The 19,904-nt window shown below is 67.9% G+C and carries 21 protein-coding genes; 10 read left to right on the plus strand and 11 right to left on the minus strand.

Going from position 1 to position 19,904, the window contains the following annotated elements; all coding sequences use genetic code 11:
- Window positions 1-58 precede the first annotated feature (58 nt).
- From QZH66_RS06055 to QZH66_RS06070, 4 genes are all read left to right on the plus strand, one after another.
- Window positions 59-1,081, plus strand: coding sequence for an urea transporter (locus QZH66_RS06055; RefSeq protein WP_305805058.1), 1,023 nt, complete (start codon window positions 59-61; stop codon window positions 1,079-1,081).
- 52 nt (window positions 1,082-1,133) lie between these two features.
- A complete protein-coding gene (locus tag QZH66_RS06060; RefSeq protein WP_305805059.1) occupies window positions 1,134-1,532 on the plus strand; it encodes a hypothetical protein in 399 nt (132 codons plus the stop codon).
- A 65-nt stretch (window positions 1,533-1,597) separates the two neighbouring features.
- Window positions 1,598-3,277 carry an electron transfer flavoprotein-ubiquinone oxidoreductase gene (locus QZH66_RS06065; RefSeq protein ID WP_305805060.1) on the plus strand — a complete coding sequence of 560 codons (1,680 nt, stop codon included), beginning with the start codon at window positions 1,598-1,600 and terminating at the stop codon, window positions 3,275-3,277.
- 281 nt (window positions 3,278-3,558) lie between these two features.
- The gene (locus QZH66_RS06070; RefSeq protein ID WP_345783835.1) at window positions 3,559-3,915 is read left to right on the plus strand and encodes a c-type cytochrome; all 357 of its coding nucleotides are present in this window, start codon (window positions 3,559-3,561) and stop codon (window positions 3,913-3,915) included.
- Between the two features lie 77 nt (window positions 3,916-3,992).
- Here QZH66_RS06070 and QZH66_RS06075 read toward each other — a convergent pair whose 3' ends face one another.
- A complete protein-coding gene (locus QZH66_RS06075) occupies window positions 3,993-5,627 on the minus strand; it encodes an XVIPCD domain-containing protein (protein WP_305805062.1) in 1,635 nt (544 codons plus the stop codon).
- Window positions 5,628-5,641: 14 nt separating this feature from the next.
- Window positions 5,642-6,160 (minus strand): hypothetical protein, encoded by a 519-nt coding sequence (locus QZH66_RS06080; RefSeq protein WP_305805063.1) that lies wholly within the window; start codon window positions 6,158-6,160, stop codon window positions 5,642-5,644.
- Window positions 6,161-7,318: 1,158 nt separating this feature from the next.
- Here QZH66_RS06080 and QZH66_RS06085 point away from each other — a divergent pair.
- Complete coding sequence (locus tag QZH66_RS06085) at window positions 7,319-7,891, plus strand: Ax21 family protein (protein WP_305805064.1); 573 nt, start codon at window positions 7,319-7,321, stop codon at window positions 7,889-7,891.
- 299 nt (window positions 7,892-8,190) lie between these two features.
- On the opposite strand, the gene QZH66_RS06090 is transcribed toward QZH66_RS06085, so the two are convergent.
- The 5 genes from QZH66_RS06090 to QZH66_RS06110 form a co-directional block, all read right to left on the minus strand.
- A complete protein-coding gene (locus QZH66_RS06090) occupies window positions 8,191-9,216 on the minus strand; it encodes an NAD(P)H-dependent glycerol-3-phosphate dehydrogenase (protein ID WP_305805065.1) in 1,026 nt (341 codons plus the stop codon).
- Window positions 9,217-9,236: 20 nt separating this feature from the next.
- Window positions 9,237-9,758, minus strand: coding sequence for a protein-export chaperone SecB (gene secB / locus QZH66_RS06095; protein WP_305805066.1), 522 nt, complete (start codon window positions 9,756-9,758; stop codon window positions 9,237-9,239).
- A gap of 103 nt (window positions 9,759-9,861) precedes the next feature.
- Window positions 9,862-10,299 (minus strand): rhodanese-like domain-containing protein, encoded by a 438-nt coding sequence (locus QZH66_RS06100; RefSeq protein ID WP_305805067.1) that lies wholly within the window; start codon window positions 10,297-10,299, stop codon window positions 9,862-9,864.
- Between the two features lie 67 nt (window positions 10,300-10,366).
- Window positions 10,367-10,792 (minus strand): hypothetical protein, encoded by a 426-nt coding sequence (locus QZH66_RS06105; RefSeq protein WP_305805068.1) that lies wholly within the window; start codon window positions 10,790-10,792, stop codon window positions 10,367-10,369.
- A 25-nt stretch (window positions 10,793-10,817) separates the two neighbouring features.
- Window positions 10,818-11,276 carry a YiiD C-terminal domain-containing protein gene (locus QZH66_RS06110; RefSeq protein ID WP_305805069.1) on the minus strand — a complete coding sequence of 153 codons (459 nt, stop codon included), beginning with the start codon at window positions 11,274-11,276 and terminating at the stop codon, window positions 10,818-10,820.
- A gap of 43 nt (window positions 11,277-11,319) precedes the next feature.
- On the opposite strand from QZH66_RS06110, the gene QZH66_RS06115 reads away from it, so the two are divergent.
- From QZH66_RS06115 to QZH66_RS06125, 3 genes are all read left to right on the plus strand, one after another.
- A complete protein-coding gene (locus QZH66_RS06115) occupies window positions 11,320-12,096 on the plus strand; it encodes a uroporphyrinogen-III synthase (protein ID WP_305805070.1) in 777 nt (258 codons plus the stop codon).
- Between the two features lie 123 nt (window positions 12,097-12,219).
- Entirely contained in the window at window positions 12,220-13,200 is a 981-nt protein-coding gene (locus QZH66_RS06120; RefSeq protein WP_305805071.1) for a uroporphyrinogen-III C-methyltransferase, read from the plus strand.
- A complete protein-coding gene (locus tag QZH66_RS06125; protein WP_345783834.1) occupies window positions 13,197-14,468 on the plus strand; it encodes a heme biosynthesis HemY N-terminal domain-containing protein in 1,272 nt (423 codons plus the stop codon). The genes QZH66_RS06120 and QZH66_RS06125 overlap by 4 nt, the downstream gene beginning before the upstream one ends.
- Window positions 14,469-14,713: 245 nt before the next feature.
- On the opposite strand, the gene QZH66_RS06130 is transcribed toward QZH66_RS06125, so the two are convergent.
- On the minus strand, window positions 14,714-16,009 hold the full coding sequence (locus QZH66_RS06130; protein WP_305805072.1) for an acetyl-CoA C-acetyltransferase: 1,296 nt from the start codon (window positions 16,007-16,009) through the stop codon (window positions 14,714-14,716).
- Window positions 16,010-16,102: 93 nt separating this feature from the next.
- Here QZH66_RS06130 and QZH66_RS06135 point away from each other — a divergent pair, with 93 nt between their 5' ends.
- Both QZH66_RS06135 and QZH66_RS06140 read left to right on the plus strand, forming a co-directional pair.
- Window positions 16,103-16,990, plus strand: coding sequence for a hypothetical protein (locus QZH66_RS06135; protein WP_305805073.1), 888 nt, complete (start codon window positions 16,103-16,105; stop codon window positions 16,988-16,990).
- Window positions 16,991-17,110: 120 nt separating this feature from the next.
- Window positions 17,111-17,545, plus strand: coding sequence for a VOC family protein (locus QZH66_RS06140; protein WP_305805074.1), 435 nt, complete (start codon window positions 17,111-17,113; stop codon window positions 17,543-17,545).
- A 51-nt stretch (window positions 17,546-17,596) separates the two neighbouring features.
- On the opposite strand, the gene QZH66_RS06145 is transcribed toward QZH66_RS06140, so the two are convergent.
- The 3 genes from QZH66_RS06145 to QZH66_RS06155 all read right to left on the minus strand — a co-directional run.
- Window positions 17,597-18,199 carry a superoxide dismutase family protein gene (locus tag QZH66_RS06145; RefSeq protein ID WP_305805075.1) on the minus strand — a complete coding sequence of 201 codons (603 nt, stop codon included), beginning with the start codon at window positions 18,197-18,199 and terminating at the stop codon, window positions 17,597-17,599.
- A gap of 34 nt (window positions 18,200-18,233) precedes the next feature.
- Complete coding sequence (locus QZH66_RS06150; protein WP_305805076.1) at window positions 18,234-18,806, minus strand: superoxide dismutase family protein; 573 nt, start codon at window positions 18,804-18,806, stop codon at window positions 18,234-18,236.
- A gap of 73 nt (window positions 18,807-18,879) precedes the next feature.
- A partial coding sequence (locus QZH66_RS06155) for a sigma 54-interacting transcriptional regulator (protein WP_305805077.1) occupies window positions 18,880-19,904 on the minus strand: 1,025 nt, incomplete at its 5' end.

Here is a 19,904-nt window from a genome sequence, read left to right on the forward strand (position 1 = left end):
TGTGCGTCCGCGGTGTTCCCCAGCGCACCGCTCCGCTTCCCCACCCCGCAAGGACCCCATGAAATCCCATTCTTCCGATATGCCGGCAACGGCCGCCGCACCGCTGCCAGCGGGCAACCACGACACCGCGCGCGCCCGTCCCTGGCAGCCGCTGACCGGCTTCGCCGACGCGATACTGCGCGGCATCGGCCAGGTGATGCTGCAGGACAACCGCCTCACCGGGCTGGCCTTCCTGATCGGGATTTTCTACAACTCGGCGCTGTTCGGCTGGGCGGTGCTGCTGGGCACCGCGGCGAGCACGGCGACGGCGATGCTGCTCGGGGTCGACCGGGCCCGGATCCGCGCCGGGCTGTTCGGCTTCAATGGCGCCCTGGTCGCGATCGCCCTGCTCTACTTCCTGCAGCCCGATGCGCTGACCTGGGGTTATGTGATCGTGGCGGCAGCCTGCACCACAGTGTTCATGGCGGCATTGCTGAAACTGTTTTCCGCGTGGAAGCTGCCGGCGCTGACCGCGCCGTTCGTCTTCACCACGCTGCTGTTCGTCCTGGCCTGCGCACGTTTCGGGCGCCTGCATACCACTGGCCTGCTGCCGACGGCGGGGCTGCCTAAGGCGACCACGGTCGAGGGTATCGTCGGTTTTTCAACGCTCGCCGAGGGCCTGTTCAACGGCATCGCCCAGGTGTTCTTCCAGGGCAACGTGGTGACCGGCGTGCTGTTCGCGCTGGGCCTGCTGATCGCCTCGCGGGTGGCGTGCGCGGCGGCGCTGGCTGGTTCGCTGGCCGGCTTGCTGGTGGCCTGGGGCATGGGCGCGGCCGAGCCGGCGATCCGCGCTGGCGCGTTCGGCTTCAATCCGGCGCTGACCGCGATCGCGTTGTGCGGCGTGTTTTTCGTGGTGAACGCCACCTCCAGCCTGTATGCCCTGCTGGGCGTGGTGGCCACCACGGTGGTGTATGCCGCGCTGTCGGCGGCGCTGGAACCGCTGGGCATGCCGGCGTTGACCCTGCCGTTCGTGCTGGTGGTGTGGTGCTTTGTGGCGGCCAGCCCGCTGTTCCCGCGCCTGCGCCCGCCCGCAGCCGGCTGAGCGCGGCACCCGGCCGCGGGCGGGGTGCAGGTGCGCTGGCTACAGCCCCACGGTGGTCGCAATCCGAACGCACCCGGAACTGCCCAGGGTGGCCGGGCGGGAGTGGTTGGGCCACCGGGCCAACAACGCGCTCCCCTGCCCGTTGCAGGCCGCGGCCGGCGAGATGGCGGCGCTGCCGTTGTCGCTGGAGTTGGAGGATCGCTTCATCGTCGGCGAGAATCCGCATGCCGAAGCCGAATATGCGGACCAGCTGATCGATGCCTGCGACTTCCTGCTGGAAGAAGCGCGGCGCACCGGACAGGGCCGCCTGCTGGCGCTCAACATCCATCCGTGGGTGCTGGGCCAGCCGCACCGGATCAAGCATCTGCAGCGCGTGTTCGCCCATCTGGCCACGCATGCCGATGCGGTCTGGACCGCGGCGCCGTCGGACATCCTCGCTGCGTCACGCTGACGCGCACCCCCAAGGCACTGCCGCCCCACCCTGTCGTGGCGGCCATTACCCAAGAGTCCCGCCGCATGAACACTGAAGCCAGTTCTTCCCTGCCGCCGCGCGAGGCGATGGAATTCGACGTTGTCATTGTCGGCGGTGGTCCCGCCGGGCTGGCCACGGCCATCCGCCTGCGGCAGCTGGCCGTGGAGAAAGCCCGGGAACTGTCGGTATGCGTGCTGGAGAAGGGGTCCGAGCCCGGCGCGCACATCCTGTCCGGCGCGATCATGGACCCGCAGGCCCTGACCGAGCTGTTCCCGGACTGGCAAGAACGCGGCGCGCCGCTGAAGCAGGCCGTCACCCGCGACGAGTTCCTGTTCCTGAGCGAAACCGGCGCCCGGGCCACCCCGCATGCACTGCTGCCGGAGTGCTTCCACAACCAGGGCAACTTCATCGTCAGCCTGGGCGAAGTGACGCGCTGGCTGGCGCAGCAGGCCGAAGCGCTGGAAGTGGCGATCTTCCCCGGCTTCGCCGCCGCCGAAGTGCTGTATGACGACGCCGGCGCGGTGATGGGCGTGGCCACCGGCGATATGGGCATCCGCAAGGACGGCTCGCACGGCCCCAACTACGAGCGCGGCATGGAGCTGCACGCCAAGTACACGGTTTTCGCCGAAGGCTCGCGCGGGCATCTGGGCCGCCAGCTGATCAGCAGGTACAAGCTCGACGAAGGCCGCGACCCGCAGGCCTACGGCCTGGGCATCAAGGAGCTGTGGCAGATCGACCCGGCCAGGCACGAGCCGGGCCTGGTGGTGCACACCGCCGGCTGGCCGCTGGCCAGCGACACCTATGGCGGCTCGTTCCTGTACCACGCCGACGGCGGCAAGGTCGCCATCGGTTTCGTGGTCGGGCTGGACTACAAGAACCCGTGGCTGAGCCCGTTCGAGGAATTCCAGCGCTTCAAGACCCATCCGGCCATCCGCAAGCATCTGGAGGGCGGCAAGCGCATCGCCTACGGCGCCCGCGCGATCACCGCCGGCGGCATCCTGGCGCTGCCCAAGACCGTGTTCCCGGGTGGCGCGCTGGTCGGCTGCGAAGCCGGCTACCTCAATGCCAGCCGCATCAAGGGCAGCCATGCCGCGATCAAGACCGGGATGATGGCTGCCGAGGCCGTGTTCGACGCGCTGGCCGCCGGCCGTTCGCGCGACGAGCTGGGCGCCTATCCGGAAGCGTTCGAGAACAGCTGGCTGAAGACCGAGCTGCTGCAATCGAAGAACTTCAAACAGTGGTTCAAGAAGGGCCGTGGCCTGGCCACGCTGATGACCGGCATCGAACAGTGGCTGCTGCCCAAGCTGGGCATCCGCAACGCGCCGTGGACGCTCCACCGCACCCAGGCCGACCACGAATGCCTGGAGCCGGCCGCCAAGCACGCGAAGATCGATTACCCGAAGCCGGACAACGTGCTCACCTTCGACCGCCTGAGCTCGGTGTTCCTGTCCTCGACCAACCACGAGGAAGACCAGCCCAGCCACCTGACGCTGAAAGACGCGGCGATTCCGGTGTCGCTCAACCTGCCGGTCTATGGCGGCCCGGAAGCGCGCTACTGTCCGGCCGGGGTGTACGAGTTCGTCGGCGAAGGGGCCGATACCCGACTGCAGATCAACGCCCAGAACTGCGTGCACTGCAAGAGCTGTGACATCAAGGATCCGACCCAGAACATCGTGTGGGTCACGCCGCAAGGTGGTGGCGGCCCCAATTACCCGGCGATGTAAGCCACGTCTCCCTCTCCCGCATACGGGAGAGGGAGAACCGGAAGCCGGAAGCCGGAAGCCGGAAGCCGGAAGCCGGAAGCCGGAAGAGGGTTTTTGACCCTCCCTTCTCCTGCAAGGGGGCTGCAGCCGCTTTTCTGGGGGAAGTTGCCCGCAGGACGGATGAGCTTTGGCTTTGCGTTGCCCGCCACCTGCGGCGATCATGCGCACGGCCCACCTGCGCGGCCGCCGCCTGCAACGAGGAAACGATGTTCCGCCTGCCATTGCCAGCGCTGATCTGCCTGATGCTGGCCGCCTGCGGCGACCGCGATGCGCTGTCCTCCACCGCCGGGCTGGACCCGCACCAGCAGGAGCTGCATCGTGCCTTCGCCATCTGTGCCGGCTGCCATGACACCCGCCCGGAACTGGGCAACCGCTTCGGTCCCAACCTGCATGGCGTCGTTGGCCGCAAGGCCGGCACCGCACCCGGCTATCACTATTCCGATGCCATGAAGGCCAGTGGCATCATCTGGGATGCGCAGACGCTGGATGCCTTCCTCAAATCCCCCACGCAGAAAGTCCCCGGCACCAGGATGGTCAACGCCACCGCCGACCCGGCGCGGCGCAAAGCGGTGATCGAATACCTGTCGCAACAGAAGTAGCCCGGCAGCGGACAGCCAGCCCACTGCGGCAGATCGACCGGTCGCGCCAGCAACAGCAGCACGCCGCAAACACCGGATTACATTCCCATCGCCGGCGCGTGCGGGCTGTGACTTCGCTGTTCCTGTAGCGCCCGTTCCTGTTCCCGTTGCTGCGCCTGTTGTTCATTGACCTGGTCGAGCCGGTTGAACGAGGTCTCGACCGGCGTCTGCGCCGCCGCCACCGTGTCCACATGCGCCATTTTCCGCGCGGGATCATCCATCTTTCCCTGCACCACGAACAGGGTGCCTCCAGCCGCCGCATGCGTGCCGTGCCGGCTGAGCAGTACGTGATCGACCCGGGTCAATCCATGCTGCTTGGCAACCGGCAACAAGCTGGCGGCAATCCGCTCGCTCACCTCGTCAAAGCGCCGTCCATGGGCGGTGTCGAGCCGCTCCACCCCCTGGCGGATCTGCTGATGAAGTCCGTGGTCGGGATGACCCGGCTGGTCCGGGCCAAATCTGGGTGGAGGCGGGGCGGGCGCCAGCCGCTCAGACGGATTCGCCGGCACCGGGCCGATCACTACCGGCTGTCGCGCGAACCGGCCGTTGAGTACTTCATCGCGCGGCTCGGCGTTGAACGGGTCGGCAACATTGGCCATGCGCCCAGGCACCAGTCGCTCCACGTAGCCGTCCGGCTGCAAACGATCGACCCTGCGGCCCATCCGGTACAACAACATCCCTTCCTCGGAGCGATGGATCACGTTGAGACGTGGATCATCCGGCTCAGGCTGCTTTTCCAGCAATGGTTTGTCGCTGAGGGCATTGAGGTAGTCGACAACCAGATTGCCACTCCGGCTGCCCAACCCGTCGCGGTGATAGCTGCCGCCAATATCGGAGTGGGCGCCGGCCACAATGACGCCAAGGAAGCGGCCATCGCCGGTCATTCCCGGATCGATGATGCGGGTGGACTTGAACAGTACCCGGTGCTCATCCGCGGCCGTGATCTGCATGCCGGAGATCACTGACGGGGGCAGGCGCCGATCTTTTTCGTTGACCGGCTGCCCCGTACCCACCGGATCGAACAGGGCCACCGCCTGCGCTACCTGGCCCGGGGTCACCAGCGGCGGGTTGCCATAGGCAACGCTTTTGATCTGGCCTTGGGAATCCCGTTCGTAGGTCGCTCCCAGCGGATCCTGGATTCCACGCTCATGAACCAGGCGAGTGAATCCTGCAGCCTGCTCCGCACCGCGACTGAAGCCGGTCGACGCTACTTGAATATCGACATCGGAATTTTCACGCTTCCACGCCCCCGCCTGATTAATGAATTTTTCGTACATCTCCTCAAGGCGCGCATCGTAGGTATGTCCCTTGGCACCGTCGATCGTCCTCCCCCACCAGCCCGCCTGGGTACCCGGTCCGGCAACATAGCCGGACCTGACCGAGCCCATTCCCTGCTCGTTCAACACTTTGATGGATGCATCCAGCTTCGCGACATTGGTAGGGTGATGTGGATCACGGGTCACATCATTTCCGGTGCCATCAAACGCCGCGAGGTAGAGACGGGAGTTCGGTCTATTGGCCGTCAGAAATACCGGCGCATGCATGCCTGACAAAGCCTCATTTGCTTCCCGATAGCTGTTCAGTTCGCGGTCGCTGACCTGATAGTGAGCAACGCCATCCTTCACTATTCCGTCCGCGTCGAGCCGGTGCTTATCGGTCAAATCCTGGCTCATTTCGCTTCCTGCGATTAGTAGCTTCTCGTGAAAACAAGGAAAAGATCATCCCGACCTGTGCTGTACCTGTTTCCGGCCATCTGCTCCGACTTTGTCGGAATCAGCGCCTTGAAATAGACGCTGACGGTGCGGTCGTTGACCTCGACAAAAATACTTGGCCCACCAATCAGTCCCTGCTTGAACATGCCATCAGGCAGCTCTTCGTCGGGAATCCTGTGCAACGCAATTTCATCTTTGAAGATCCTGCCAACATCAACCTCTGCCTCGTGCCGGGCACCATCCAACGAGATCCACTTCAGCTGGGCGGACGAGGGGAAGTTCTGCACGCCGATATAGGACGCAAATCCCCAGTTTTCCCGGTAATCCGGGCCGAGCGGCGCGGGTGCAGATGCGCGCTCATAGGAGTGCGTGAACCCATGGTTGTCGTAGACCACCGAGCATGCCTGCGTGTTGTAGCAGTGGGCCTCGAAGTCATGACGCTTGAAGCGCAGCGGTAGCACGTTGCCATTGACGGTGCGGCTGCGCTTGTCCATGACGGGTGCATCGGAAGATCGAACAGGCGCATTCGATTGAGCTGGCATGGCGGTAGTGCATCCTGTAACGGAGGTCGCGAGAACAGCGAAAGCCAAACAAGTCGCGGCGCGTCGCATGAAGTTCCTTGCGCAGAATTGGGCCCAGGGAACTATAGCCCAGGCCTCCAACAGCACTGCGTAGGAAAACCCTTACGTCTTTCCCCAGACTGCAGCGTCGACACCTGAGGGACCACGTTCTCTCTTGAGGTCCGTGCCCTGCATCACACAGGCTGGCCGGATATCCGAAAGACACCTGCGGTCGGTGATCGCGTGGCGATGCGCGAAGACCACGGGTCGCGACCCTCGATTCTCTCCGGGTCACCCTGCAAAGGAGTGGAAACAGACATGGCGCGCTGATTCAAGGACGCAATGACGCAATAGCGACGCAAGCGTGCCCAGCTCCCGCGCAGCCGGGCATCCGTTGTGGTGGTGGTTCTGACTGGAAAACGCCGCGGCAATACCGCGGCGTTGTAGTGATCGCCAGGGGTGCGCGGGAAACGCTCGCGACCGATGCCGGCGCGGCCCTGGGCCTGGCCGATCTGGCCGCGCATCGCTGGCGTGGCTGGCCAACAGTGAAGGCGAGCCGGTGCTGCGGGCGGGCGAAAATCTGCAGGCGGTGAGCGACGGACCGATGTTCCGCCATGGCCGGCGTTCGCTGGAAGCGCGAGTGGGCGATACCGACACCCTCGCCACGATCGCGGCCGCCGCGCCGCGCGCCCGGACTACAAGCCCTGCGCCTGCCGCCGGTGGACGTTGCCGAGCGGGAACAGGCCGGCTGGCAGGTCGCCATCCACGGCCAGTGCCGCGCCCTGCTCGGCCCTGCCGGCGAACACGTCGGACTGGCCGCCACCCCACTCTGGCTTCTGGCGGCCGGGCCGACCCGCCCACCACTTCCAGGTTCGCCTTTGCCCCGCACCGTTACCGCGGCGGCCGGTGGGATGGGGCCATTCGGCCTTACCAGAAGACAACACGAAAGTTCCGCGCCTTCACACCTAATTTATGTACTGGTCAGTTTATTATTCAGGGTGGATTGGGGTGGCTAACGGATAATTCACAACTGTCGGAGCGGCCCAGCAACCCGCCGCATTGACCAAACCAATTAAAAAGGTATTCCCGATTATGAAGACTTCCCTGATTGCGCTTGGCCTGTTGGCCGCCCTGCCGTTTGCCGCTTCCGCTGCCGATGGCCTGTCCTACAACTATGTGGAAGGCGGCTATGTGAACACCGATGCCAAGGGCGGCGACGCCGACGGCTTCGGTGTGAAGGGCTCGGTCGCCGTGGCGCCGAACTTCCACGTTTTCGGTGATTACACCTCCCAGGAAACCGATGCCGGCAAGATTGATGTCGACCAGTGGCGTCTGGGTGTGGGCTACAACTACGGCATCGCCCCCAATACCGACCTGCTGGCCCGCGCCGCGTACCAGAAGTTCGACCCGCAGTACGGCCCGGGCTTCAACGGCTACAGCGCCGAAGTCGGTGCCCGCACCGCGTTCAGCCCGATGTTCGAAGGCTATGCGCTGGCCGGTTACGAAAACTACAGCAAGAAGCACGGCATCAATCCGGACGGCGAGTTCTACGGCCGCGTTGGTGGCCTGGCCAAGTTCACCCCGAACTGGGGCCTGAGCGGCGAGGTCAAGCTGGCCAAGGGTGGCGACAAGGAATGGTTCGTCGGCCCGCGCTTCACCTGGTAATTGCTGCACGTTTCACCGGCGCGAGATTCTCTCTCTCCCCCGCGCCACTGAAGCCCGGTCTCCGACCGGGCTTCTTTTTGCCTGGCGCAAAGCTCCGTATCGCTGCGGCCGGCGGCGGCACCTGGATGGGCCGGTATCTGCCGCGCCCGACCTCCGCGCGAACGCGGGCGTCGCGTTGCACGCTTCCGGCGCGGTCGGCGGGTGCGCGCCGCGGCAGGCTGGCGGCCGATATTTGTGAAGCCGCAAAGCACAAAAAAGCCCGGCATCGCCGGGCTTGTTGCGTCATCATGCCGTCATTGTCACTTGAACAGCGTGGCCGGGTATTCCGGTTTCTGGTCCCGTGCCAGCAACTGCTGCAGGGCTTCGGCCGGGCTCAGGTCGCCATGCAGCACTGCCCGCACCGCCTGCGAAATCGGCAGATCGATGCCATGGCGTTCGGCCTGGCGCATGACCTCATCGGCAGTCTGCACCGATTCCACCACCTGGCCGATTTCACGCACCGCATCGGCCAGTGTCTGGCCCCGGCCCAGCGCCAGCCCCAACCGCCGGTTGCGCGACAGGTCGCCGGTGCAGGTCAGCACCAGATCGCCGAGGCCGGCCAGGCCCATCAGGGTTTCCGGCTTGGCACCGATTGCCGCCGCCAGGCGCAGCATTTCATTCAAACCGCGGGTGATCAGGCCGGCCCGGGCATTGAGGCCCAGCTGCATGCCATCGGCCACACCGGTGGCCACCGCCAGCACGTTCTTCATCGCCCCGCCCAGTTCGGCGCCGACCATGTCATCGCCGGTATAGGCGCGGAACGCCGGGCCATGCATGGCTTCGGCCACGCCCTGGGAAAACGCGACATCGTCACCGTGCACGGTGACCGCGGTCGGCAACCCCTGGGTCACCTCCTTGGCAAACGACGGCCCGGTCACCACGGCCAGCGCCACCTCGGGGCCCAGGACGTCACGTGCCACTTCATGCAGGAAGCGGCCCGAACCGGGCTCGAAGCCCTTGGTCGCCCACGCCACGCCGGCCGCGGCCGGTCGCAGTGGCGCCAGCATCCGTACGGTTTCGGCAAACGCGTGCGAGGGCACCACCACCAGGATCCATGCCGCCCCGGCGACCGCTGCGGCAAGGTCGGTGGTGGCGCGCAGCGTTTCAGGCAGGGCAATCCCCGGCAGATACCGGGGATTGTCGTGGCGCTGGTCGATGGCCTCGATCACGGCCGCATCGCGTCCCCACAACACGGTCGGATGACCGTGGCGGGCAAGCAGACTGGCCAGGGCAGTGCCCCAGGAACCGGCGCCGAGAACAGCGACTTTTTCTGCGTTATGGCTCATCCGCGGTAACGGAGCGCCGCTCAGGCGTTGCCAGCCGGCTCGGAATCGGCCAGCGAGGTGCCGGCTTCGGCCTGCTCCTGACGCTGGCGCAGGGTTTCGGCGTACAGGCCTTCGAAGTTGATCGGCTGCAGGTAGAACGGCGGGAAGCCGCCGGCCTGGATCAGGTCGCTGACCAGCGAGCGCACGTACGGGAACAGGATGCTCGGGCACTGGGTGCCGAGCAGCACGTCGATCGCCTGCGGTTCCAGACCGACCAGGCCGAACACGCCGGCCTGCTGCACTTCGGCCACGTAGGCGGTCTTGTCGCCGGCCTTGCAGGTCAAGGTCACCGCCAGCACGACTTCAAAGGCGTTCTCGGCCAGGCGCTGCACGCGCTGGTTGAGGTTGAGCTGCAGCTCCGGCTGCACGGCTTCGTTGAACACGGCCGGCGAATTCGGGGATTCGAAAGAAACGTCCTTGACGTAGATCTTCTCGATGGTGAACGCGGGACCGGTGGCGGCTTCGGCCGGGGCAACGGCGCCGTTGGTGTTCTCTTCGGACATTTCTCAAGACTCCAGAACTGACTGTTCAATGAATGGGATTGTTACATCCCTTGCGATGGGGGCACGCCGCAGCATGCACAAGCCCTTCACAGGAATTTAGTGCTCAGGCGCGGCCTTTGACCAGCGGCAGATCCGCGGCCTGCCACGCCGGCAGACCGCCATCAAGCACGAACACCTGCTCGAATCCGGCTTTCTTCAGCGTCTTGGCGGCGGTGCCGGACGCATTGCCGGTGCGGCATACCAGCACCACCGGCGACTGCCGGGCCGCGGCCAGCAGCTTGTGCGTGGGTGTGAGCTGGCTCGCCAGCACATTGCGGCTGCCGGCGATATGGCCTTTCTCGAACTCGGCCACGCTCGACAGGTCGATCACGGTGGCGCCGCCACTGTTGACCAGACGGGTCAGCTCGGCCGGCTTCAGCGCCTTGTAGCCACGGAACAGACGCCCGATCTCGGTGGCGACCAGGGCCACGGTCAGGCCGGCAAGGGCCAGCGACAACATCGGATTTCGGCCAGCGAAGGCCAGCAACTCTTCGTAATTCACTCAGGTCACGGGGCGATAAGCGGGCGGCGATTGTCGCACAAGCCGGCCGGGCGGCGGCCAGTGGCGCTTATTGGCCCTGCCACAGGTCCGGCAGGCCCTGGGTCTGCCACCAGCGTTTGGCCGCGGGGTCCCAGCGCCAGCGTTCACGCACCTGCACCTGGCGCTCGGCCTGGGTGTTGCGGTTGATCACGCCCATCTCGATCCGGCGCTCGACGCTGCCATCGGGCAAGACCCCGCCGCCGCTCTCGCGGTAGCTGGAGACCTGCACCTGGCGATAGCGCTCGCGCTGCAGATCGCTCAACGGCTGCGTCCGCTGCTGTTCGGGATCGACGAATTCCAGCGCACGTTCGAACTCGCTCCAGCGCACCGCCGCCGCGTAGCCGTCCTGGAACTGCAGCAGCTTGGTGCGCTGGCTGCGGGTGGGACCGGCCGCGGCGGCAGCGCCGGCGACCAGCAACAGCATCACGATGGCAATCTGGACAAGGCGCGGCATACGACCCCCGGTGCGATCGCCCATCCTACCCTTTGGCCAGCGCCACAAAACGTCCGCTCAACTCGGCGCCACCGCCGGCCAGCCGGGTCTGCACGCCGATACGGGCGCGGCCACGCCGGGCGAAGGTGGTCACGAACGCGTCCCAGTCCTGCTCCGGGGCCACGCTGGCGGTAGCCAGCAGGTCCTCGTACACCGGCGCGCGGTAGCGGATGTTGCTGTCGGCGACATACACCTCGGCATCAAAACCGGCCAGCTGCAGGCGCAGCGTCACCAGCGCCCAGCCGGCCAGGGTCATCACCGACGCGAGACTGCCGCCAAACGCATTGCCTTTGTCATTGACGTTGGCCGCCAGCGGTGCCTGGATGCGCAGGGCATCGTGGTCGTAGCCGGTGATGCGGATCTGCATCGCGGCCACGGCGGGCATCGTCTCCAGCACCACCTGCAGGCGGTCCAGCAACACGGGGGAAAACGGGATATCGGACATGGACTCGCTACAGGATCAAAAAAGCGCTCGCATAATGCATGGAATGAACACTCGCGCCTATGTGCCAGCCGACACTCCCTGGCATCTCATTTCGTTGCGGCCGCGCGGCGGCCACGCGTCGCTGCGGCACGCCGCCGCCCGCGTCGGCGCCGGCCTGATCGCCTTGTCCCCGTGGTATCTGCAGGCCTATGACGACCCTGAATCGCGGCGGCAGCTGACCCGTGCGCTGGCCGCGGACCGGGTGGTTTTCACCAGTCCGGCCGCAGTGAATGCGGCGGCGCGGCTGGCGCCCCTGCATGCACGCCATTCAGCGGGCGTACTGGCCGTGGGCGAAGGCACGGCCCGGGCATTGCGCCGCCATGGCGTGCGCGAGGTGCTGGCGCCCTCGCGCATGGACAGCGAAGGATTGCTGGCGCTGCCGGCGTTGTCGTCGCTGCAGGGGCTGAGCGCAGGGCTGGTCACCGCGCCCGGTGGCCGCGGCCTCATCGCCGCGCAGCTGCAGGCGCGCGGCGCCGAGCTGATCCGGGCCAACGTCTATGAGCGGGTGGCGTTGCCGCTGCCGCCGGCACGCCTGCGCCGCTTGCAGGCGCTGACCAGCCCCAGCGTGCTGGCGGTGAGCAGCGGCGAGGCGCTGCTGCTGGTGCTGCCGCAGCTGCCGGCGGACCTCCGCTCCCGCTGGCAACAGCAGCCGGTGGTCACCGCCGGCCCGCGGCTGGCCGAATTGGCCGCCGCTCAGGGATTTACCTGCGTGCGCGCCGCGGCCGGACCGATGCCGGCACAACTGGCTGCCGCCGCGCGCGACCTGCTGCGCGCGCGGTGAGGATCGCGGCCTTTCCAGCGGTGAATTTGCAGCCCGGCGGCGTCGCAGGCGATGCTTGCCAGCCATCGCCGTGGCCATGGTGCCAGCGGCGATGGTTTGCTCCCCCCAGGAAGCCGTGCCGCCATGAATGAAGTCCCTGCCCCTCTGCCGCCCCACCGCCTGCTGCGCCGGGTGGCGGGGGTCGTGGCGCTGGCCGCGCTGGTTGCCGCCGGCGTGTCCGGCTACCAGGCCTGGCACAGTCGCGAACGGCAGGTCCTGCAGCTGCGCCAGACCACCGCCGAACAGCTGGCTGCGTTCGGGCAAAGCCTCGAGGGCCTGCGGCGCGACCAGCGTGCCAACGCCCGTGCCATCCAGGATGCGGCCGCCACCAACCGTATCCTGCGGGACGAGCTACTGGGACTGAGCCAGCGCAACGCGCTGCTGGAAGAGAATTTCGCCCGGCTGGCCGACCATTCGCGCCAAGGCAGCCAGGCGCTGCGCCAGGAGGAAGCCGAACTGTTGCTCAGCCAGGCGCAGCAGCGCCTGGTATTCGCCGGCGACCTCGACGGTGCCCGGCGCCTGTATGCGCTGGCGGCCGCAGCGCTGGAGGGTATCGACCTGCCCGGTTACCTGAACCTGCGTCAGGCGCTGATCCAGGAACGCCACGCGGTCGATGCCCTCGGCCCGGGCGTGCGCGCCAGCGCCGAGGCGCAGCTGGACCACTTTGCCCGGGCCCTGCACCAGTTGCCGGATGCCGCAGCGGCGGCGAGCGGGCGCGGAACATCGCCGTGGTGGCAGCAACTGCTGTCGCCGCTGGTGCAGATCCGCCCGGCCGATGGCAACGTGCTGGTGGCCCATTCCGAGCGCATCGCTGCGGCCGATTCGTTGCAGATCGAGCTGAGCCTGGCGCGCGCCGCGCTGGAACGCGGCGATACCCGGGGCTACCGTCGGGCACTGGATCGCGTGGCGCAATGGCTGCCGCGGTTGTGGCCCGATTCACCGGCGCTGCGGCAACGTCAGGCCGAACTACGGACGCTGCGTGATACCGATCTGCAGCCGCTGCTGCCCGAACTGGGCAGCACCTTGCAGCAACTGCGTGCACTGCGCGCCGGGAGGACCCCATGAAAGCATTCCGTTCCCTGCTGATCCTGTTGCTGGTTGCCGCGCTCGGCATCCTCGGTGCGCAGTGGCTGGCGCAGCAGCCGGGGCGCGATCTGGGTGAAGTGATCGTGCGCGCCGGCGGCAACGACTACATCGCCACCCTGCCGCAGGCCGCGCTGGCCGTGCTGATCGCCCTGCTGCTGCTGTGGCTGCTGTGGTCGCTGCTCAGCGCCCCGTTCCGCGCATGGCGCCGCCACCGGCGTCGCCAGGGACGCGCGCGCTTGACCGAAGGCTTGCAGGCGCTGGATCGCGGCCAGTGGCAGCGCGCGGAAAAACAGTTGCACAGCGCCGCCAGCGATCCGGAAGTGCGCGCCATCGCCCAGGTCGCCGCCCTGCGCGCGGCCGAAGCGCGCGGCGACAATGCCGCCGCCGGCCGGTATCTGCAGCAGTTGGCCGACAGCGACCCCACCTTGCATGCGCTGCACAGCGCCGAACGCTGGCTGGCACAGCAGAATCCGGAACTGGCGCTGGCGGCGCTGGACACCAACGCCCTCCAGCCGTTGCCACCGCGTGGACTGTGGCTGCGATCCCAGGCACTGGCGGCCGCCGGCCGGGCCGCCGAGGCGTACGGCCAGCTCGGTGCACTGCGCCAGCAGCAGGTGCTCACCGCCGACGCGCTGGCCGCATTGGAAATCCGGCTGGCAGCGCAGATGCTGGTCGAATCCGCCGACGTCAACGTGCTGGCCGGCCACTGGGAAGCCGTACCCAAGGCGCTGCGCGCCGAGCCGGTGGTGGCCATGGCCTACGCCCAGCGCGCGGTGGCGCTGGGTTGGGACGACGCGGCGATCCGGGCCCTCGAACAGGCGTTGGACAGCCGCTGGGACGAATCGCTGGCGGCCGGATATGGGCGCCTGCCGGTGCAGAAATTCGACGCCCGCCGGGCCAGCGCACAACGCTGGCTGCAGGCGCATGCCAACAGCCCCGCACTGCTGCTGACCCTGGCCGCCCTGGCACGCCATCAAGGGCAGTGGCCGCAGGCCGAGGATTTCCTGCACCGGGCCATTGCCCAGGGCGCAGGCGCCGAGGCGTGGGAAGCGCTGGGCGACGGTTTCGCTGCACAGGGCGAGGACGCGCTGGCCCGGCATTGCCTGCACAACGCGCTGCGCTGCACGCGCAATGAAGCGGCGGTGCCACTGGAACGGCGCGACCTGCGCCAATGCATCCAGGACCAGGCGGTGGCCGAAGAACGCGACGCGCACGGCTTTCCAACATTGCCGGGCAACGCCCATTGAGCCGCGCAAAACGGCTCACGCCGGCAGCGCGTGGCGGCGCCTGACCTCGCCCGCACGGCAATCGGGAACCCGCCCGCGCGATCGCGCCGCTCCCGGTCGGTAGCGGGCCGCGCGTGTGAGCACGCAAGTCATATTCCAGCGCCCGCCACTTTCACGGCATTCCACGGCGCGTTGCACCCAGCCCCATCGCGGTTCGCGTCGAACGACGGCCGCCGCCCTTGCGGAAACTCCCGCAGCGTGCCCGCTCAGCGCTCGACGATCGCCACCACGCCCATTCCCCCCGCGGTGCAGATCGACACCAGCGCGCGGCCACCGCCGCGTTCAACCAGCTGCTTGGCCGCGGTGGCGATCACCCGCGCGCCGGTGGCGGCAAACGGGTGACCGGTGGCCAGCGACGAACCCAGCGGGTTGATCCTGGCCGGATCGATGCTGCCCATCGCCGCGTCCAGCCCCAGCCGGGTGCGGCAATAGTCCTCGCTTTCCCAGGCCCGCAGCGTGCACAGCACCTGCGCGGCAAACGCTTCATGGATCTCGTAGATATCGAAATCCTGCAGGGTCAGGCCGTTGCGCTTGAGCATCTGCGGCACCGCGATGGTCGGCGCCATCAGCAGGCCTTCGCCATGCACGAAGTCCACCGCGGCCACCTGCGAATCGCGCAGCCAGGCCTGCGGTTCGTGGCCGTGCGCGCGCGCCCACTCCTCGCTGGCCAGCAGCACCGCCGCGGCGCCGTCGGTGAGCGGGGTCGAATTGGCGGCGGTCAAGGTGCCGCGGCCGGAGACCTTGTCGAACGCCGGCTTCAGCGTGGCCAGCTTCTCCAGCGAGGTGTCCGGACGCAGGATGTTGTCACGCTCGACGCCGCGGAACGGGGCGATCAGTCCGTTGAAGAAGCCGCGCTCGTAGGCGGCGGCCAGCTTGTGGTGCGAGGACACCGCCCATTCGTCCTGCGAATCGCGGCCGATGTTCCACTGCTTGGCCATGTCCTCGCAGTGGTCGCCCATGCTCTTGCCGGTACGCGGTTCGGCCACGCCGGGAAACTCGGGCTTGAGTTCGCTGAATTTGAAACCGTGGGTCAGCGCCCTGAACTTGTCGCCGGTGCTCTTGGCCCGGTTGGCGGCCAGCAGCCGCGCACGCAACGCCTTGCCGTAGACGATCGGCACGTCGGAGGTGGTGTCCGAACCGCCGCCGATCCCCGATTCGATCTGGCCCAGCGCGATCTTGTTGGCCACGGTGATGATGCTGTCCAGCGAGGTGCCGCAGGCGCGCTGCAGGGTGATGCCCGGCGTCAGCGGCGACAACCCGGAAGACAGCGTCGCTTCGCGGCCCAGGTTCCAGTCGCTGGGATGCTTGATCACCGCGCCCATCGCCACTTCGCCCAGCTGCTGCCCGTGCAGGCCGAAGCGTTCCACCAGCGCGCCGAGCGTGCGCACCGACATGCCAAGGTTGCCCACATCCGAATACGCGGTGTTCTGGCGGCAGAACGGAATACGGACACCACCGAGAATGGCAACGGGACGGGCGCTGGGCATGGGGGTACCTGACATGGGAAGGAGTGGCGCAACGTCGCCTGCACACAACGGGCAGGCATAATGCATGTCGAGTGTAGCTTCGAGCCAGTGACGGGCCAACCGCGAAACATGAGCAATTCCCTCTCTGATATGAACGCCTTGGGCGTATTGGCACTGGAGCTGGCCGGTGGCCAGAATCCGGATCACGCCGCGCTGTCGTCGCTGCAGTCCGGCGAGCTTGCCGCCCTGGTCGGGCGTGACCTGGCCAAGCTGGTGCCGCAGGTCAGTGAACTGGATCTGGTGTTTGCCGGCGCCCATTTCGATCCGGCCGAAGTGCTGCGCCCCGGCTGGCCGATCCACCGTCGGCTGCAGGAGCTGCAGATGCGTGCGCCCGGTCGCGGCCAGGGTGCGCGCCTGCTGGCTTTCGGCGCCGACGCCAATGGCGCGGTGCCGCTGCCATTGCAGGCCGACCCGGAACTGACCGGCGGTGGCCTGCGGGTGGTGCCGTTCGTGTTGACCGGCAGCGACGCCGCGCAGACCCGCGAGGTGGCCGATGCCCTGGAGGAAGTGCTGCTGGCCAACGGCATGGCCCAGCCCGATACCGCGCTGCTGGCGCAGACCGTGTTCGGCGCGCAAATCGAGCACGCGCGTTATTTCACCGTGCACGACCTGGCCGCGATGATGGCCATGCAGTACGACAACCAGGGCCTGGCCGCGCTGTGGCCGCTGCTGGAAACGGCCATGTTCGCGCCGGACCGCGAGCAGTGGCTGCAGTCATCGCCTGAACCGCTGCTGCGATATGCCCAGGGCGAAGTGCGCATGGCCTTGTTCGATCCGGCCGGGTGGTGCGCGCATTACACCTTCGACCAGCAGGACGGCGAGCGTCTGCAGCGCATCTACGACCAGTACCTGATGCGCCAGCGGCAGATGGCCGCGGTGCTCGAAGCCCACGGGCTGCCGGTACTGTACGTGCATTGCGAAGCCGGCCAGGACGCCGCACAGCTGCTGGCCGGCTGAGGGCCCGGGCGGCGCGCTCGCGCCTGGCCCGGAAAGGATCTCTGGTGACGCGGCGGCGGCTCATCGCTGCTGCACACCTCTGCGCGCAAGGTGGCATACAGGTCATTGCCGGAGTGCGCCATGCCATCGCCGCTGCCGTCCCCGCCCGCCCTGCGCGGCGTGCTGGAAACCGCGCTGTATGTGGCCGATATCGACGCCGCCCGGCGCTTCTATGAACCGGTGATGGGGCTGCACCCGATGCATGCCGACGCGCGCCTGGTCGCCTATCCACTGGCGCCGGCGCAGGTGCTGCTGCTGTTCCAGCGCGGCAGCACCGACGCCACCGTGATCCTGCCCTACGGCACGATTCCACCGCACGCTGCCCACGGTCGCCAGCATGTGGCGTTTGCGATTGCCAGCGACACGCTGAGTGGCTGGGAACACCACCTGCGCGCGCATGGCATCGCTGTGGAAGGCCACACCGACTGGCCGGCCGGCGGCCACAGCGTCTATTTCCGCGACCCGGACCAGCACCTGCTGGAGCTGGCCACACCGGGCCTGTGGCGCAACTACTGAGCTGCGCGCCACGCCACCGGAAACGTTGCCGGTGGCGCGGCCCGGCACCGCTCAATGGCCGCGCTGGATCACGCCGCAGGCCAGACGGGCGCCGGCGTTGCCGGTGGGCTGGGTCACGTAATCATCGGCGTCGGCATGGACGATCAGGCCACGGCCAAGGATGTCGAAATCATCGCCGTTGCCGATGTTCACGTTGCTCGACACCGGGCCGTCCACGACGGCGTTGCCTTGCGCATCGGCCACGATATTGGGCATGTCGCCACCATGGTGCGGGTTGGCGGTGACCGCACCGTGGGCGACATGGGCCGGGTTGAAGTGGCCACCGGCACTGCTGCCGTCCGGCGCGCTGCAATCGCCCTTTTCATGGATATGGAAGCCATGCTCGCTGTTGGGCGTGAGCCCGCTGAGCTGGCCGCTGGCATGCAGGTGGCCGTCGACCGTGCTGAACGTGACCGTGCCGCTGACGTGGCTGCCCTGGGTCGGCGCCAGCGTGGCCACCGCGGTGAGCGCCGGCAGCGGCGGCGGGGCGGCGGCATCGCTGGCCGCCGACATCGCGGTATCGGCCGGCTCGGGTACGGCCTGGGTTGGCTGCTGTTTGCAGGCGACCAGCCCCAGCGCGCAGGCCAGGATTACGGTGGGGTGGAACAGGCGCATCGGAATTCTCCTTCGGTGGACAGCAATAGGGGAGTCAGCGGACAACGTGGATGACCCCGCAGGCGACCCGCGCGCCGGCATTGCCGGCGGGCTGGCTGTGATAGTCGTCGGCACCGGCATGCACCACCAGCGCGCGCCCGGCCACATCCTGGCCACCGCCGCCGCCCAGGGTGACGCCGCGCAGGTGCACATCGACCGTGGCGACGCCGGCCGCATCGGCCTGCAGGTTGTCCATGTCACCGGCATGGTGCGGCGACGTGCCGGCGCGGCCGTGCGGCATCGCGGCGGGATTGAAGTGGCCACCGGCGCTGCTGGCATCCACCGCGCTGCAATCGCCGTTTTCATGCACATGGAACGCGGCCTGCTGGCGCGGCTGCAGGCCGCCGATGACGCCGGTGATATGCACGCCGCCGGCTTCCGGCACCAGCGCCAGGCGGCCGCTGACCAGGCTGGCCGAGGCCGGGGCCAGATTGGCTTCGGCCCGCTGTGCGGTGCTGGGGAGGCTGCCCCTGGGCGCCGCCACCGGCTTGGGCGCGACGGACGGGGCGGAACTGCAGGCGGCCACGCTCAACGTGGCCAGCAGCAGGAACGGTTTGAGACAACGCATGGGCAACTCCTTGCGGGAAAACTAACCAGCGGGGCGTCCACGGATCATGAAAGGTCCGGGCCCGCCCTCGGGATCACCGGCTGCGGGGGCGGCCGCGCCCCAGTTTGCGGGTGAGCGTATTGCGGCCGAGCCCGAGCCGGGCCGCGGCTTCGGCGCGATGGCCGGCGGTGGCCTCCAGCGCCGCTTCCAGCAACACCGCCTCCATCCGCTGCAGCGCCTCGGCATGCAGGCCGTTGCCGCCGTCGGCCAGCCGTTGCCGCGCCCAGGCCGCCAGCTGCCGGTCCCATGACGCCACTCCGGGGGCGGACAGCGGCGCGCTGCGGCCGCCGCGCGACAGCGCGGTGCGGACATCGTCGGCATCGACGGTGTCCGCTACCGCCAGCGCGGCCAACCGCCAGCACACGTTTTCCAGCTCTCGCACGTTGCCGGGCCAGTCATGCGCGCGCAGCGCCTGCAAGGCGGCCGGGGTCAGCCGCTTGGTCGCCGAATCCAGCTTGCGCGCGGCGATGGCGAGGAAGTTGTCGGCCAGCTGCGCCACATCGTCGCGACGTTCGCGCAGCGGCGGCAGGCGCACGCGCACCATGTCCAGCCGATGCAGCAGATCGGCGCGGAAGCGGCCCTGCTCGACCAGCGTTTCCAGATCCTGATGGGTGGCGGCGATCACCCGCACATCGACCCGGATCAGCTCGCGGCCGCCGACCCGGAAGAACTCGCCTTCGGCCAGCACCCGCAGCAATCGCGTCTGCAGCGGCAGCGGCATGTCGCCGATCTCGTCCAGGAACAGGCTGCCCCGGTCGGCCTGTTCGAAACGGCCGATGTGCCGCTTCTGCGCGCCGGTGAAGGCACCCGCCTCGTGCCCGAACAACTCGCTTTCCAGCAGCTCGGCCGGAATCGCGGCGGTATTGAGCGCCACAAACGGCCCGCGCGCGCGCGGCGACTCGCGGTGCAATGCGCGCGCCACCAGCTCCTTGCCGGTGCCGGTTTCCCCTTGGACCAGCACCGACAACGGCACCTGCGCCAGCCGGCCGATGGCGCGGAACAGCGCCCGCATCGCCGGGGTATCGCCGATCAGCTGCGGCGTGGCGGCCGGTGACGCCA

The organism is Stenotrophomonas sp. YIM B06876 (assembly GCF_030711595.1).
In the GTDB taxonomy this organism is placed as follows: Bacteria; Pseudomonadota; Gammaproteobacteria; order Xanthomonadales; family Xanthomonadaceae; genus Stenotrophomonas.

Excerpts from the sequence above, each read along its gene's own strand:
- QZH66_RS06055 (WP_305805058.1), top strand. The coding sequence starts at position 59 with ATGAAATCCCATTCTTCCGATATGCCGGCAACGGCCGCCGCACCGCTG.
- QZH66_RS06065 (WP_305805060.1), top strand. The coding sequence starts at position 1,598 with ATGAACACTGAAGCCAGTTCTTCCCTGCCGCCGCGCGAGGCGATGGAA.
- QZH66_RS06070 (WP_345783835.1), top strand. The coding sequence starts at position 3,559 with ATGCTGGCCGCCTGCGGCGACCGCGATGCGCTGTCCTCCACCGCCGGG.
- QZH66_RS06075 (WP_305805062.1), bottom strand. The coding sequence starts at position 5,627 with ATGAGCCAGGATTTGACCGATAAGCACCGGCTCGACGCGGACGGAATA.
- QZH66_RS06080 (WP_305805063.1), bottom strand. The coding sequence starts at position 6,160 with ATGGACAAGCGCAGCCGCACCGTCAATGGCAACGTGCTACCGCTGCGC.
- QZH66_RS06085 (WP_305805064.1), top strand. The coding sequence starts at position 7,319 with ATGAAGACTTCCCTGATTGCGCTTGGCCTGTTGGCCGCCCTGCCGTTT.
- QZH66_RS06090 (WP_305805065.1), bottom strand. The coding sequence starts at position 9,216 with ATGAGCCATAACGCAGAAAAAGTCGCTGTTCTCGGCGCCGGTTCCTGG.
- secB (WP_305805066.1), bottom strand. The coding sequence starts at position 9,758 with ATGTCCGAAGAGAACACCAACGGCGCCGTTGCCCCGGCCGAAGCCGCC.
- QZH66_RS06105 (WP_305805068.1), bottom strand. The coding sequence starts at position 10,792 with ATGCCGCGCCTTGTCCAGATTGCCATCGTGATGCTGTTGCTGGTCGCC.
- QZH66_RS06110 (WP_305805069.1), bottom strand. The coding sequence starts at position 11,276 with ATGTCCGATATCCCGTTTTCCCCCGTGTTGCTGGACCGCCTGCAGGTG.
- QZH66_RS06115 (WP_305805070.1), top strand. The coding sequence starts at position 11,320 with ATGAACACTCGCGCCTATGTGCCAGCCGACACTCCCTGGCATCTCATT.
- QZH66_RS06120 (WP_305805071.1), top strand. The coding sequence starts at position 12,220 with ATGAATGAAGTCCCTGCCCCTCTGCCGCCCCACCGCCTGCTGCGCCGG.
- QZH66_RS06125 (WP_345783834.1), top strand. The coding sequence starts at position 13,197 with ATGAAAGCATTCCGTTCCCTGCTGATCCTGTTGCTGGTTGCCGCGCTC.
- QZH66_RS06130 (WP_305805072.1), bottom strand. The coding sequence starts at position 16,009 with ATGTCAGGTACCCCCATGCCCAGCGCCCGTCCCGTTGCCATTCTCGGT.
- QZH66_RS06135 (WP_305805073.1), top strand. The coding sequence starts at position 16,103 with ATGAGCAATTCCCTCTCTGATATGAACGCCTTGGGCGTATTGGCACTG.
- QZH66_RS06140 (WP_305805074.1), top strand. The coding sequence starts at position 17,111 with ATGCCATCGCCGCTGCCGTCCCCGCCCGCCCTGCGCGGCGTGCTGGAA.
- QZH66_RS06145 (WP_305805075.1), bottom strand. The coding sequence starts at position 18,199 with ATGCGCCTGTTCCACCCCACCGTAATCCTGGCCTGCGCGCTGGGGCTG.
- QZH66_RS06150 (WP_305805076.1), bottom strand. The coding sequence starts at position 18,806 with ATGCGTTGTCTCAAACCGTTCCTGCTGCTGGCCACGTTGAGCGTGGCC.